Genomic DNA, 13,598 nt, shown 5'->3' with positions numbered 1-13,598 from the left:
ATACTTAAAATACAGAATAAAACTACATTAAATGTTATATTTTGTCAATATTTCAATTTATAAGGTAGTTTGCATTACATAGTACCATACATTTTGCTATCTTTGTATTGAAAATGAAAATGGATATGAATACTGAAAATGTAAAATCTCAAATGAGAAAAGGGATACTTGAATATTGTACCTTACTGATTTTAAATAAACAAAGGGCATATGTATCCGATATTATACGTTTACTAAAAGAATCTCGACTCATTGTCGTTGAAGGTACTTTGTACCCATTATTGACTCGCCTAAAAAACTCTGAATTATTGACATATCAATGGGAGGAATCTACACAAGGTCCACCCCGCAAGTACTATGAGCTCACCCCAAAAGGAAAACTTTTTTTAAAAGAATTGGAAGATTCTTGGAACGAGCTCAATAATGTCGTTAATCATATTAGGGAAAGACAACCAGAAATATATTCTAAATAAAATAAAACTTCAAAATATGAAAAAAACACTCACTGTAAATCTCAACAATACAGTATACCATATTGATGAGGACGCATACGAAAGTCTACAAGAATATCTCAATTCTCTTCGTAACCATTTTTCTGAAGAAGAAGGAGCAGAAGAGATTTTAAGCGATATAGAAGCCCGCATAGCAGAATTATTTAAAGAACGTCTCCGTTTCGGAATGCAAATTATAACACTTCGCGAAGTAAACGAAATCATTACCATTATGGGGCATCCTGAAGATTTTGACCGAGATATGATTGATGATGAAACTTCTGAGACACAATTTGATTCAGAAAACAAACAATATGATGAGAAAAAAGGGAATAATATAGAAACTCCAATTAATGAAAATGAAATAAAAACTAAAAGAAGACTTTTCAGAGATGGAGAAAATCGAATTTTAGGTGGTGTTGCTTCTGGAATAGGCTGCTATCTAAATGTCGACCCTGTATTCATTCGTGTATTATTTGTCATATTGACATTTTTCTGGGGAACCGCAATACTGATTTACATGTTACTTTGGATATGTATTCCTGAGGCTCGAACCGCTGCCCAAAAGCTGGAAATGAAAGGGGAACCTGTTACCATAGAGAACATAAAAAAGGCTGTAAAGGAAGAAATGGATAAGGCAGAAGTAAATTTAAGTGGTATAGAACGAAAAACAGATTCTTTTTTCACTCGTTTGGGGGATTTGCTTTTATGTATTATTAGAGGATTATTCAAAGCACTCTTTTTATTATTTGGTGGATGCTTAGGATTCATTTTGCTAATTATTTTATTTTCTATCGGTGTAAGTATATTTTCTTTCCTTTTTGGAAATTTTACGGTAACGACTTATGGAACAACTCTTCCTCCTGTTGTAATGAACATACTTACTGGAATAGAACATCCCAAAGCATTTCTTCTTTCTCTTCTACTCGTAATAGGAATTCCTTTTTATGCACTTTTACGCTTATTGCTAGGGCGCATGTTCAACTGGACTCCTCAAACCAAAATAACAACAAATGTCATTAGCTTTATTTGGATTATTTCATTCATTGCCCTAGCAATATTCAGTGCTGAAATTATACCATTTTTATTTAAATAATATAGATGTAACTTTCACATGAATCCGGAAACTAATCGCTATGATGATTAATTTCCGAATTTGTGTTTCATTTACGCCTATCTGCACCCCACATCAATTTATTACGCAAAGTATCGATAAAAAAATGATTATATCGTTTTATAACTCGAATAGCATATGCAGCCTTTCTTATAGTCAAATGTTGGGAAATATTCATCATCACCGAACGACCGTCGAGACTAAGCAAGAAATTATGGCTTCTACTATCTACCTTTAATTGAACAACTGAGCTATCATTCACTACTAAAGGACGTACATTCAGGCTATGAGGTGCAACGGGCACTATTACAATATTAGATGCCTGTGGAACCAACACCGGACCTCCCACACTCAATGCATACGCTGTAGAACCTGTAGGCGTAGCCACAACTAATCCGTCAGCTTGATATGTATTCAAAAAGGCACCATCCATATCAGTATGTATAGATATCATCGAAGATGTATCTCTTTTGAGAACCGCGACTTCATTCAATGCATAAGGCCAAAATCCAGAAGGCAAAGAGTCCGCCTCAACTTGCAATAAAGTTCTTTCTTCTATTCTATAATGTCCTTCAAATATCTCAGTAACAACTTCATCTATTTCATTTTCAGAGATATCAGCCAAAAAACCTAATCGTCCAGTATTTATACCAATTATGGGTATATTTTTATCACCTACACGCTCTGCCGTTTTCAAAAATGTCCCATCTCCCCCAATACTCAGAGCCATATCCGCCTCAAAGCGTCTATCTGATATCAGACCTATATGACGAGGATGTATATTCATTACAGTATTAAGAAAGCGATAAAAATCTTCACACACCAATATCTCAGCATCGTATCGATCTAATGCATCAAATAATCTCCTTGCTTGGGCACTCTTTTCCGCCTGATATAAATTTCCAAAAACAGCTATTCTCATCATCTTTACATTTCAAGATAGTACATCAACTCATCTAATCTTTGACGCAATGTCTCGTCTATAAATCCTTGTTGTTGAAAACAACATACTACTTTATAATTAAATCGTTCAAGTGAACGCAACAATGGTGTTGCATCTTCCCTATCTATTTTCAAATTTACTCGTAACATGCCGGTATTTTCATAGGGATAGGTAAGAAGATTTACAACTTTAAAATTATTATCTTCAACCAACCGAGACAGTTCAGAAAGAGAATAATCTTCTGGATACATTTCCAACAATATAACAGCTCCTTGCTGATTCGTATTGCACACAACAGACAGCTGTTTAAGCAAAGATTCTCTCCCTATAGCACCCAAATAACGATTATCAAATGAAATAACAGGTAACATATCTATAGACAATTGGGTTATCTGGCTTAAAGCATCAAAAATATGGCTTTCGTCCCTAACAAAAGGAAACGAAAGGTAATCTGTGCCTATTGGCTGCTGCACATCAACAAAATCATGTAAACTTTTTTCACAAATCGTTCCCAGGTAAATATCTCCATCTGTAACAGGCAAAAAACTTAACTTTGCTTCTTCCATGCGCAACAGTGCGTCCGACACATACATAGCAGGATTTAACACAGGAATACTATTTAAAATTAAATCTTTTGCTGTCATAACTCTCCAATTTTGGGTAAATCCTATTAATTTTGCAACAAAATCAATATACAAACGTACATAAAAAAATTTGTTTATCTATTTATTTTATGTTTTGAGACAAAAAATAGTATTAATATTCGGATAAACAAATATTTTTTTAGTAACATTGCATACCTTTTTAAGAGATAGTTTTAATTACGGAAAAATGACCAAATTAAGTGTAAATATTAATAAAATAGCTACTCTTCGAAATGCACGAGGTGGAAATGTGCCAAATGTAACAAAAGTAGCTATGGACTGTGAGATATTCGGTGCCGACGGTATTACTGTACATCCTCGTCCTGATGAAAGACACATTCGTTATGATGACGTCTTTGCTCTACGCTCCGTCATAAAAACAGAATTTAATATAGAGGGCTATCCCTCAAAGAAATTTATTGATTTGGTCCTCAAAGTAAAACCAGAACAAGTTACTCTCGTTCCAGATGCACCTGATGCAATTACTTCTAATTCAGGATGGGATACAAATAAACATTTCGACTTTTTAAGTGAAATCGTAGATGTCTTTAATCAAGCAGGTATTAGAACATCTTTATTTGTAGGGACAGACACAGAATTGATTGAAAAAGCAGCAAAAACTGGGACAGACAGGATAGAACTATACACCGAACCTTACGCATCTATATATGAAACCAATCCTAAAACAGCGATAGAAGCATTTATAGAAGCTGCAAAAACTGCTCATAAGTTGGGATTAGGTATCAACGCAGGCCATGATCTCAGCCTTAAAAACCTACACTTTTTCCATGCTAACATTCCATATTTAGACGAAGTGTCAATCGGGCATGCACTTGTCTCAGACGCCCTCTATCTCGGATTGCAAGAAACAATCAGACAATATAAAGAATGTCTTAAATAAAAATATTTTGAAGTAATAAAATACTACCATTATGAACATATTATCAATTTTAGGTGATGCCAATATGGTTGCCCCTGTTTCTACAGTAGCAGAGAACATTACTCCTACCACCGCCGACTTAAATATGTGGGAACTTTCTCTCAAAGGAGGGATTATAATGATTCCTCTACTTATTCTTTCAATACTAGCTATTTACATCTTCATAGAGCGTACTATTGTAATACGTAAAGCCGCTAAAGAAGACCATACTTTTATGGACAGAATAAAAGATTATATTCATGATGGAGAAATTGATTCTGCATTAGGTTTATGCCGAAAAACAAATACTCCTTATGCACGACTGATTGAAAAGGGCATTTCTCGGCTTGGACGCCCAATGAACGACGTGCTTGTCGCTATAGAAAATGTAGGGAATTTAGAAGTTGCAAAACTTGAAAAAGGTTTTCCTTGGTTGGCAACAGCCGCAGCAGGAGCTCCAATGCTGGGATTTTTAGGTACAGTTACCGGAATGGTAAGGGCTTTTTATAATATGGCTGCAGCTGGGTCAAGTGCTGATATTACGACCTTATCTGGAGGTATCTATGAAGCTTTGGTGACCACAGTCGCAGGTTTAGTTGTAGGAATTATTGCACTTTTTGCATATAATTATTTAGTAGCACGCGTCGATGGTGTTGTAAACCAGCTTGAGGCTAAAACCATGGAATTTATGGACTTGTTAAATGAACCAGCCAATTAAAACTGTGAATTATGGCTTTAAAACGAAGAAACAAAATTGAAGCTTCATTCAGCATGGCGTCGATGACCGATGTAATCTTCTTGTTACTCATCTTCTTTATGGTAACTTCTACCATTGTATTTCCAAACTCAATAAAAGTATTACTACCCCAAAGTAAGCAACAATCAGCAGCAAAACCCCTCTCCCGAGTCACTATAGATAAAGAGCTCAACTATTATGTTTCTTTCGGAAATGATGGTGCTCACCAATTATCAAGTATAGAAGAGTTGACAACATTCATGGCAAACACCCGACAAAAAGATCCGGACACTTTTGTCGCACTTTATGCTGACGAATCAGTTCCATATCGTGAAATCGTTAGAATACTAAACATCGCTAACGAAAATAAACTAAAGATGGTATTGGCCACCCGTCCTATAAAAGAAGGTAATTAACCACTAAATAGTCAAGAGTGAAAGAGTCTTCAAAAAATAGATTATTCGGTATTTGTGGTACGGTAATATTCCATGTCACACTTATCTTAATTCTCTTTTTGGTCACCTTTTCTCAACCGTCAATACCAGATGATGGGGAAGGAATATTGGTACAAGTCGGATTGGTAAGTGAATCTCAAGGTACCCTTGACTCTTCTTCTGATATCCAATCACAAGAAAAAAATTCTCCTGAAGAAACTATAGATGATAATGAAATCATTTCCCAAGAAACAGAAGAAACTATACAAATAACACCTCCTGAAGAAAAGAAAAAAGATTCAGAAAAAAAAGAGATAAAAAAAGAAGAACAAAAGCCTGTTCAACCTAAAGAAGATAATCGCATCAAGAATCAAGTGGCAAACGCTTTTAGTAAAGGTAAAGGAAGCAGTAACAACAATCATGGGAGCTCTTCCTCTGGCTCTGGAATACAAGGAAGTGTAAATGGGAACTCTTCTTCCGGTGCTACATCTGGTTCTCCTGGATATGGTAATTATGACTTAGGTGGGCGGGGTATTCTCGGTTCTCTTCCCCGCCCCGGATACGATAACAGTAATGACGAGGGAACTATTGTTGTTTCCATAACAGTAAATGCTGCGGGTAAAGTGATTGCTGCAAGTATTACCAAAGGTTCAATAGGCTCAGCAGCATCAAACTCAACCTTACGACAACAAGCTATAAATGCTGCTAAAAAGGCCGTTTTTACAAAATCTAATAATACCGGGAATCAAAGTGGAACCATCACATACTACTTCAAACAACGATAATATTCTCCGTACAATAAATATACAGAAGATTCTTTTTGATAAAGAACAATTTATTCCTCTTCTCTCTATCGCTGACCCATCAGTCAATATGATACAGAGTTATCTATTTAAAGGAGAGCTTTATGTTCTTTCCTCTAACGGGCAAGCAATATCTGCTGCAGTAATAATATCTGTCGGAGACAAAGAATTTGAACTGAAAAACTTATCTACCTTATATAACCAACAAAAAAAAGGATATGGCTCAATCTTATTGACCAAAATTCTTGAACTATATAGCAACGCTGACAAAATTTGGGTAGGTACAGGAAGCCCAGGTATAAATAAAGAAGAATTCTACCAAATTTCCTTCTACAAAAGGTTTGGTTTTGAATATGTTTATACTATTAAAGACTTTTTCAAAAATAACTATGTCGAGCCTATCTATGAATATAACGGATTACAATGTATCGATATGGTATATCTATCTTACACTCCACCTCATCATAACAAAAAAGAGTGATAAGCCCTAAATTTTTCCATTAGACTTATCACTCTTTTTATTCAAATATTATTTTTCAGAATTCAGCATTTTTGGGGGTTCTGGGGAAAGGTATTACATCGCGTATATTCGTCATACCTGTAACAAAAAGCAACAATCGTTCGAATCCGAGACCAAATCCAGAATGAGGGGCTGTCCCGAAACGACGGGTATCAAGATACCACCAAATATCTTTATCTGGAACTCCCATTTCCTTTGCTCGAGTTACTAATTTGTCATAATTCTCTTCACGCTGAGATCCACCGATTATTTCTCCAATCTTTGGAAAAAGTACATCCATAGCACGTACCGTTTTTCCATCATCATTTTGCTTCATATAAAATGATTTTATCTCCTTCGGATAATCAGTAAGAATTACCGGCCGTTTAAAATACTCCTCAACAAGATATCGCTCATGCTCAGCTGCAAGATCTGCTCCCCAATAAACTGGAAATTCAAAATTATGTCCCGAAGAAATAGCGTCTTCAAGGATTTTAATTCCTTCCGTATATGTCAATCTTTTAAATTCCGTTGCAACAACAGACTGAAGTCGCTCAATAAGACCTTTATCAAACATATCATTCAAGAACTGCAAATCATCTTTACAATTATCCAACGCCCATTGAACACAATATTTAATAAACTCTTCTGCCAACTGCATATTTTCTCCGATTTCGTTGAACGCAACTTCCGGTTCAATCATCCAAAACTCAGCCAAATGTCGAGGTGTGTTTGAATTTTCTGCACGAAAAGTCGGACCAAAAGTATATACTGCACCTAATGCCATTGCTGCTAACTCTGCTTCCAGTTGTCCCGATACAGTCAGACTTGCTTGTTTACCAAAAAAGTCATTATCATAATTAATAGAGCCTTTATCATCTTTCTTCAAATCATAAAGATTCATCGTCGTCACCTGAAACATTTGTCCAGCTCCCTCACAATCTGATGCGGTAATAATCGGTGTATGGAAATAAAAGAAACCTCTATCATGGAAAAATTTATGTATAGCAATTGCCATATTATGACGCATGCGGAAGACGGCTCCAAAAGTATTAGTCCGAGGACGTAAATGAGCTATCTCTCGTAAAAATTCCATGGAATGACCTTTTTTCTGCAATGGATATGTCTGTGGGTCGGCACTTCCATATATTTCTATTTCCTTAGCCAGAATTTCAACAGACTGCCCCTTTCCCTGAGATTCAGTAAGAACACCATTCACGCTAATACATGCACCTGTAGTAATTGACTTCAACGTATCCTCTTCAAACTGCACCAAGTCTACGACAATCTGCATATTATTTATCGTTGATCCATCGTTTAATGCAATAAAATTTACCTGTTTATTACCACGTCGAGTACGTACCCATCCTTTTACATTCACGATTGTGCCAAACTCCTTACTTCTGCACAAATCAACGATTTTAGTTCTACTTATTGTTTCCATCCATACTTGTTTTTTCTACTACAAATCTTATATCCGGACTTTTAGTTGCCTATTATAATAAATGCAGCAATATGATATATTAATTATTCAAAAGAGCCCATATGCAGGATATCCACTTCCTGCTGAGTCAGATAACGCCAACGCCCACGCTGCAGATTCTTTTTGGTCAAGCCAGCAAAATAAACCCTGTCAAGTTTAGTTACTCGATAGCCTAATGCTTCAAAAATACGACGGACAATACGATTACGCCCTGAATGAATCTCAATACCTACTTGGTTCTTATCCGTATCAGTAGCATAACTGACTGCATCGGCATGAATAGGTCCATCCTCAAGTTCAATTCCATCTGCAATCTTCTGCATGTCTTCTTCACTGACATCCTTATCGGTCCATACATGGTATATCTTTTTCTTTATAAATTTAGGATGCGTCAGTTTAGAAGCTAAATCCCCATCATTTGTCAATAAAAGTACACCTGTTGTATTTCTATCTAAACGTCCTACAGGATAAATACGTTCTGTACAAGCATTTCTCACAATATCCATGACTGTAAGACGACCTTGCGGATCATCAGAGGTAGTCACACAATCTTTTGGCTTATTCAACAAGACATATATTTTATGCTCAAGAGTAACAACTTTATCTTGAAAAGTAACTACATCACTTCGCGTAATCTTAGTGCCTAATTCACTCACAACTTCCCCATTAACTTTTACTTGTCCAGCTTGGATATATTCATCAGCTTCTCGGCGTGAACAAACTCCGGCATTTGCCATATACTTATTTAAACGAATCGGCTCATTAGGATCTACATTTACCTCTTCATAAATAATACGTTTCCGAGGGTTACTATATGCATTATCATTCCGGTGTTGTGGTCGATTATTTCCATATGGTCGATTATTTCCTGAACCATACCCATTATTCCGATTATAATTATTTCTATTATTATAAGGACGATTTCCACTATTGGAATTTCCGTATGACGGACGATTTCCTGTCGGCCGATATGGTCTCTCAATATTGCCATATCCACCTCCCTCATTATTATAATTTCTAGGACGATTAAACGGGCGATCAGTATTATAATTCCGTTCTCCGGTCATTTCATTTCGATTATAATTTCCGGAAGAAGGCCGATTATTATACGAACGACGGTTATAATCATTGCTGTACGAAGTTCGATTATAATTCCGGTCATTATTAAAATTTATACGTGGCTTACGTTGTTCCGAATTATACGAATTTTCGTCTCTTCGCGAGTAATCTACTTTTTCGTATCTTGTTGTGTTACCATCACGGCCGGCTAACCCCTTATTTTCACCAATACGTGGGCGCCTTACTTTGTTTTCTCTTTCCATAGGAGACATTATAAATTTTAAATAGTTACAGAGTTGAGCCTCTCGGCCTTTTCCCTTCAATTAATTAAATCTAAATTGAAAGGTAGAATATCTTTTGCAAAGATGCAAATGTTTTTTGAATTATCAGCTATCTTCAATGATTTTCTTTATTTTTTAAATAAAAAATAATAAATCATCTATTACAACAAAATAAATTCACTTTTGTTTTTAAAAAGGTATTATAATAAATTTCCTATTTAATGTTTCTTTAGTATAAGTCTCTTTCGAGTCGGCCATTAATAATATCAAAAAGTAAAGTAAAAAACCTTCATATTAAAAGATAACTAAAAAGTTTTCGTAGCTTTGTAAAATATTAATATATAGAAAATAAATATCGAATATGGAAATTATCAAACCCGGACAATATGTAGAGGCAACTTATGATCTTTATGTTGGAGAAAATAATGAACAGGAATTGATGGAAAAAGCCACCAAAGAAAACCCTTTAAAATTTGTTTTTGGCACAGACCAAATGCTTCCTGCTTTTGAAGAAAAATTAAAAGGCCTTAAAGCCGGAGACAAATTTGATTTCATTATTCCTTGTAATGATGCATACGGTGAATATGATAAAGACCACGTATTAGAACTTGGAAAAGAAATTTTCGAAGTAAACGGAGTCTTCGATAAAGATATGATTTACGAAGGGAATACTGTACCTATGATGGACTCAAATGGAAATAGATTAAATGGTTCAGTTCTTGAAGTAAAGGAGGATATTGTAGTTATGGATTTTAATCATCCATTAGCCGGAGAAGATCTCCATTTTATCGGAAGCATTGAATTGGTACGGGAAGCCACTCCCGAAGAACTTCATCCAACCTGTGGTGGCTGCGAGGGTTGCAACTGCAACCATTCTGATTGTGGTAGTAGTAATTGCCATTAAAAATAAAGAAGAAGCCTTCTCTAAATGGAAATCAAAAGTTGAAAATTTCATAGATTGAAACTTCAATACAAAGTCCTCTCCTATTTCTTGCCTTGTATTGTAATGAATTAAGGTTAAAATAGGAGAGGATTTTATATTATAAAAAACTCCTTTTACAAAAACATTACTCTCACTATCTGATTAATATCCTCTTTGAATTTCCCGACAAAAGAGCTCTTCTGTTTTGTTGTATATTTTATCGTCATACACCCTCGGCCTTCTCAAAGATAAGGAGACTCGGGAACTGTAGTTTTTGAGAGAATATTAGCCTTGGAAGATTTGAGGTGCTATCTTAAAAAAGGGAAAATGCCGATTTCTTTCGGATGAATTTGGCCATTGTCTTTTGGAAGTGATTCAAATCTTTAAAACCTATTTAGCAAAAATAAGAGAGGAGTATCAAAACAATTAAAGATAGCTCCTCTCTTATGGTTATTAGTTTAGAATATACTAGAAAACTTTAAACAAATCAATTGAAATCTAAACATCTAAATTTCTGCCAGTTCTATTATTTTATCAATAGCAGCAACAATTCCATCCGCATTTTTCCCTCCTGCCTGAGCAAAATGAGGTTGTCCTCCTCCTCCTCCTTGAATTTGTTTAGCAGCTTCCCGAACAATTTTTGAAGCATTCAACCCTGCCGTAACCATATCATCACTTAACATAACTGTAAGAAGTGGCTTTCCACTAGATGGCTCAGTTGTACCAGCAACAAATAACAAATGGTCAGTTACTTGTGCTCTTATTCTGAATGCAACATCTTTAACGATCTCAGGCATTATAATAGCATTGAATCGAATTAATTTCACACCAGAACGATCGACCATATTTTTAATCAACTGGTCTTTAACAATCTCGACTTTCTCTCTCAGATAGTCTTCTGCCTGCTTTCTTAATTCATCATTTTCTTCTATTGCTTTGCGTATAGCTACCATAATATCAGGAGCATTATTAAATACATTTCGTATTTCTTTCAATACATCCTGTTGAAAATTTACCAATTCTTCTGCTTTAGCTGCTGTCACGGCCTCTATTCGTCGTATTCCTGCGGCAATAGAGCTTTCTGATATAATACGTATCATTCCGATATTTCCCGTATTTTTAACATGTGTTCCTCCACACAATTCAACAGAAGACCCATACTTAATTACCCGTACTTCTTCTCCATATTTTTCACCAAACAAAGCCATCGCACCCATTGCTCTAGCTTCAGCAATCGGCATATTACGATGTTCTTCTAATGGAATACTTTGTCGAACTTTTATATTCGCCAGTTTCTCTACTCGACGGAGCTCTTCATCGGTGACTTTCTGAAAATGAGAAAAATCGAATCTTAATGAATCCGGAGTAACCAACGATCCTTTTTGTTCTACATGAGTACCTAAGACCTCTCTCAAAGCTTCATGCAACAAATGGGTTGCCGAGTGATTGCACGCGGTAGCAATACGAGCATCTTTATTTATCGCAGCTCTAAATGTTGCCGTGACATCTTTTGGAAGACAATTGGCAATATGTACACTTAAATTGTTTTCTTTTTTTGTATTTACAATTTCAATAATCTCATTTTCACTAATTAATGTCCCCTTATCACCTATCTGACCACCACTTTCTGCATAAAAAGGAGTTTTATCAAGAACAATCTGATACAATTCCTGATTTTTTTGTTTTATTTTACGATAACGTAAAATTTCTGTATCGCATTCTGTAAAGTCATATCCAACAAAATGGGGTTCTCCTTCTCTGACGACTATCCAATCTCCTGTCTCAACAGCTGCAGCATTACGAGCCCTTTCCTTTTGTTGCTGCATCTGGATATTAAATTCCTCAATGTCTACCGTCAGCCCCTTTTCTTTTAAAATAAGTTCTGTTAAATCAAGGGGGAAGCCGTAAGTATCATATAATGTAAACGCATCTTTACCACTGATACATTTGCTCCCTGAAACAGTCGTATCTTCCATGACTTTATCCAACAATTTAATACCTGTCTCAAGTGTTCGTAAGAAAGACTCCTCTTCTTCTTTTATCACTTTCTCAATCAACGTTTGTTGAGATACCAACTCAGGATAGGCATCACCCATCGTATCAATGAGCGTAGGTATCAACGTATAAATAAACGCCTGATGTTGTCCTAAAAAAGTATATCCATACCGAACAGCACGACGTAATATACGACGTATTACATATCCAGCCTTTGCATTTGACGGTAACTGTCCATCTGTAATAGAAAATGCAATAGTTCGAACATGGTCAGCAATAACACGCATTGCAATATCAGCCTGTCCGTTTTCTCCATATTTCTTTCCGCATAACTTTCCAATTGCACCAATTATAGGCTGAAATACATCGGTGTCATAATTTGATCTTTTCCCTTGTAAAGCCATACATAAACGTTCAAATCCCATACCTGTATCTATCACTTTAGCGGGTAGTGGCTCTAACGTTCCGTCTGCTTTACGGTTATACTGCATAAACACAAGATTCCAAATTTCAATTACCTGAGGATGCCCTGCATTCACTAATTTCAGTCCATCAATTTCTGCTCTTTCTTCTTCACTTCTCAAATCAATATGGACTTCCGAACAAGGACCACAAGGACCAGTATCTCCCATCTCCCAGAAATTATCATGCCGATTTCCATTTATAATATGTTCTTTCGGTAAATGCTTTTCCCAAAATGCTGCAGCATCATTATCTCGTTCAAGACCTTCAGGTACATATCCTTCAAAAACAGTCGCATACAACCGTTCTGGATTCAACTTCAATACATCTACCAGATATTCCCAAGCCCAATCGATAGCCTCTTGTTTAAAATAGTCACCAAAAGACCAGTTACCTAGCATCTCAAACATCGTATGATGGTATGTATCTAAACCTACTTCTTCCAAATCATTGTGTTTTCCACTTACTCGTAAACATTTTTGAGAATCTGCTACCCGTTTATAACGCGCTGGCACATTTCCCAGTATAATGTCTTTAAACTGATTCATCCCAGCATTAGTAAACATTAATGTAGGATCATCTTTAATAACCATAGGTGCAGAAGGAACAATTTGATGTCCTTTCGATCTGAAAAAGTCTTTGAACGATTCTCGGATTTCTTTAGCTGTAAGCATATCTGTTCGTTTAATAATTACAATTGAAAAATTTTTCTAATACTAATATTTAGTCATTCCTGTATATTAATATTCTGAAAAACAGTTTGCAAAAATAGTCTAAAATATTATTTTTGTGGCTATCGTTGCATAAAAATTT

General features: G+C 35.7%; 13 protein-coding genes. 8 read left to right on the top strand and 5 right to left on the bottom strand.

What is annotated here, in order from left to right:
• The first annotated feature begins 125 nt into the window (after positions 1 to 125).
• Both BN2628_RS00850 and BN2628_RS00845 read left to right on the top strand, forming a co-directional pair.
• Positions 126 to 473, top strand: a complete 348-nt coding sequence (locus BN2628_RS00850; protein ID WP_021930013.1) for a PadR family transcriptional regulator — start codon at positions 126 to 128, stop codon at positions 471 to 473.
• Positions 474 to 489: 16 nt separating this feature from the next.
• Positions 490 to 1,587 (top strand): PspC domain-containing protein, encoded by a 1,098-nt coding sequence (locus tag BN2628_RS00845; RefSeq protein ID WP_021930012.1) that lies wholly within the window; start codon positions 490 to 492, stop codon positions 1,585 to 1,587.
• Positions 1,588 to 1,654: 67 nt separating this feature from the next.
• Here BN2628_RS00845 and BN2628_RS00840 read toward each other — a convergent pair whose 3' ends face one another.
• Together BN2628_RS00840 and BN2628_RS00835 are read right to left on the bottom strand one after the other, a co-directional pair.
• Positions 1,655 to 2,527 (bottom strand): NAD kinase, encoded by an 873-nt coding sequence (locus BN2628_RS00840; RefSeq protein WP_044230661.1) that lies wholly within the window; start codon positions 2,525 to 2,527, stop codon positions 1,655 to 1,657.
• A gap of 5 nt (positions 2,528 to 2,532) precedes the next feature.
• Positions 2,533 to 3,192, bottom strand: coding sequence for a CBS domain-containing protein (locus tag BN2628_RS00835; RefSeq protein ID WP_044230660.1), 660 nt, complete (start codon positions 3,190 to 3,192; stop codon positions 2,533 to 2,535).
• A 187-nt stretch (positions 3,193 to 3,379) separates the two neighbouring features.
• Between BN2628_RS00835 and BN2628_RS00830 the strand changes: the two genes are divergently transcribed.
• The 5 genes from BN2628_RS00830 to BN2628_RS00810 are packed head-to-tail and all read left to right on the top strand — an operon-like array spanning position 3,380 to position 6,565.
• Complete coding sequence (locus BN2628_RS00830) at positions 3,380 to 4,093, top strand: pyridoxine 5'-phosphate synthase (RefSeq protein ID WP_044230614.1); 714 nt, start codon at positions 3,380 to 3,382, stop codon at positions 4,091 to 4,093.
• A 31-nt stretch (positions 4,094 to 4,124) separates the two neighbouring features.
• The gene (locus BN2628_RS00825) at positions 4,125 to 4,829 is read left to right on the top strand and encodes a MotA/TolQ/ExbB proton channel family protein (RefSeq protein WP_044230613.1); all 705 of its coding nucleotides are present in this window, start codon (positions 4,125 to 4,127) and stop codon (positions 4,827 to 4,829) included.
• Positions 4,830 to 4,840: 11 nt separating this feature from the next.
• Positions 4,841 to 5,263, top strand: coding sequence for an ExbD/TolR family protein (locus BN2628_RS00820; protein ID WP_044230612.1), 423 nt, complete (start codon positions 4,841 to 4,843; stop codon positions 5,261 to 5,263).
• A gap of 17 nt (positions 5,264 to 5,280) precedes the next feature.
• Complete coding sequence (locus BN2628_RS00815; protein WP_044230611.1) at positions 5,281 to 6,066, top strand: energy transducer TonB family protein; 786 nt, start codon at positions 5,281 to 5,283, stop codon at positions 6,064 to 6,066.
• Entirely contained in the window at positions 6,032 to 6,565 is a 534-nt protein-coding gene (locus tag BN2628_RS00810) for a GNAT family N-acetyltransferase (RefSeq protein ID WP_052431620.1), read from the top strand. Before BN2628_RS00815 ends, BN2628_RS00810 begins: the two co-directional genes overlap by 35 nt.
• 55 nt (positions 6,566 to 6,620) lie before the next feature.
• Here BN2628_RS00810 and asnS read toward each other — a convergent pair whose 3' ends face one another.
• Both asnS and BN2628_RS00800 read right to left on the bottom strand, forming a co-directional pair.
• Complete coding sequence (asnS, locus tag BN2628_RS00805) at positions 6,621 to 8,027, bottom strand: asparagine--tRNA ligase (protein ID WP_044230610.1); 1,407 nt, start codon at positions 8,025 to 8,027, stop codon at positions 6,621 to 6,623.
• A gap of 83 nt (positions 8,028 to 8,110) precedes the next feature.
• Positions 8,111 to 9,388, bottom strand: coding sequence for a pseudouridine synthase (locus tag BN2628_RS00800; RefSeq protein WP_044230658.1), 1,278 nt, complete (start codon positions 9,386 to 9,388; stop codon positions 8,111 to 8,113).
• A 379-nt stretch (positions 9,389 to 9,767) separates the two neighbouring features.
• Between BN2628_RS00800 and BN2628_RS00795 the strand changes: the two genes are divergently transcribed.
• On the top strand, positions 9,768 to 10,310 hold the full coding sequence (locus BN2628_RS00795; RefSeq protein ID WP_044230609.1) for an FKBP-type peptidyl-prolyl cis-trans isomerase: 543 nt from the start codon (positions 9,768 to 9,770) through the stop codon (positions 10,308 to 10,310).
• 524 nt (positions 10,311 to 10,834) lie between these two features.
• On the opposite strand, the gene alaS is transcribed toward BN2628_RS00795, so the two are convergent.
• Positions 10,835 to 13,459, bottom strand: coding sequence for an alanine--tRNA ligase (alaS, locus tag BN2628_RS00790; RefSeq protein WP_044230608.1), 2,625 nt, complete (start codon positions 13,457 to 13,459; stop codon positions 10,835 to 10,837).
• Between the last annotated feature and the right edge of the window lie 139 nt (positions 13,460 to 13,598).

The organism is Gabonia massiliensis, assembly GCF_001403595.1.
GTDB classification, from domain to species: domain Bacteria; phylum Bacteroidota; class Bacteroidia; order Bacteroidales; family Coprobacteraceae; genus Coprobacter; species Coprobacter secundus.
This window is presented reverse-complemented; position numbering and strand designations above follow the sequence as displayed.

Bases quoted from the DNA above. Each gene is read 5' to 3' on its own strand.
- alaS (WP_044230608.1), bottom strand. From the start codon at position 13,459: ATGCTTACAGCTAAAGAAATCCGAGAATCGTTCAAAGACTTTTTCAGA.
- BN2628_RS00840 (WP_044230661.1), bottom strand. From the start codon at position 2,527: ATGAGAATAGCTGTTTTTGGAAATTTATATCAGGCGGAAAAGAGTGCC.
- BN2628_RS00845 (WP_021930012.1), top strand. From the start codon at position 490: ATGAAAAAAACACTCACTGTAAATCTCAACAATACAGTATACCATATT.
- BN2628_RS00795 (WP_044230609.1), top strand. From the start codon at position 9,768: ATGGAAATTATCAAACCCGGACAATATGTAGAGGCAACTTATGATCTT.
- BN2628_RS00850 (WP_021930013.1), top strand. From the start codon at position 126: ATGAATACTGAAAATGTAAAATCTCAAATGAGAAAAGGGATACTTGAA.
- BN2628_RS00825 (WP_044230613.1), top strand. From the start codon at position 4,125: ATGAACATATTATCAATTTTAGGTGATGCCAATATGGTTGCCCCTGTT.
- BN2628_RS00820 (WP_044230612.1), top strand. From the start codon at position 4,841: ATGGCTTTAAAACGAAGAAACAAAATTGAAGCTTCATTCAGCATGGCG.
- BN2628_RS00800 (WP_044230658.1), bottom strand. From the start codon at position 9,388: ATGGAAAGAGAAAACAAAGTAAGGCGCCCACGTATTGGTGAAAATAAG.
- asnS (WP_044230610.1), bottom strand. From the start codon at position 8,027: ATGGAAACAATAAGTAGAACTAAAATCGTTGATTTGTGCAGAAGTAAG.
- BN2628_RS00835 (WP_044230660.1), bottom strand. From the start codon at position 3,192: ATGACAGCAAAAGATTTAATTTTAAATAGTATTCCTGTGTTAAATCCT.
- BN2628_RS00830 (WP_044230614.1), top strand. From the start codon at position 3,380: ATGACCAAATTAAGTGTAAATATTAATAAAATAGCTACTCTTCGAAAT.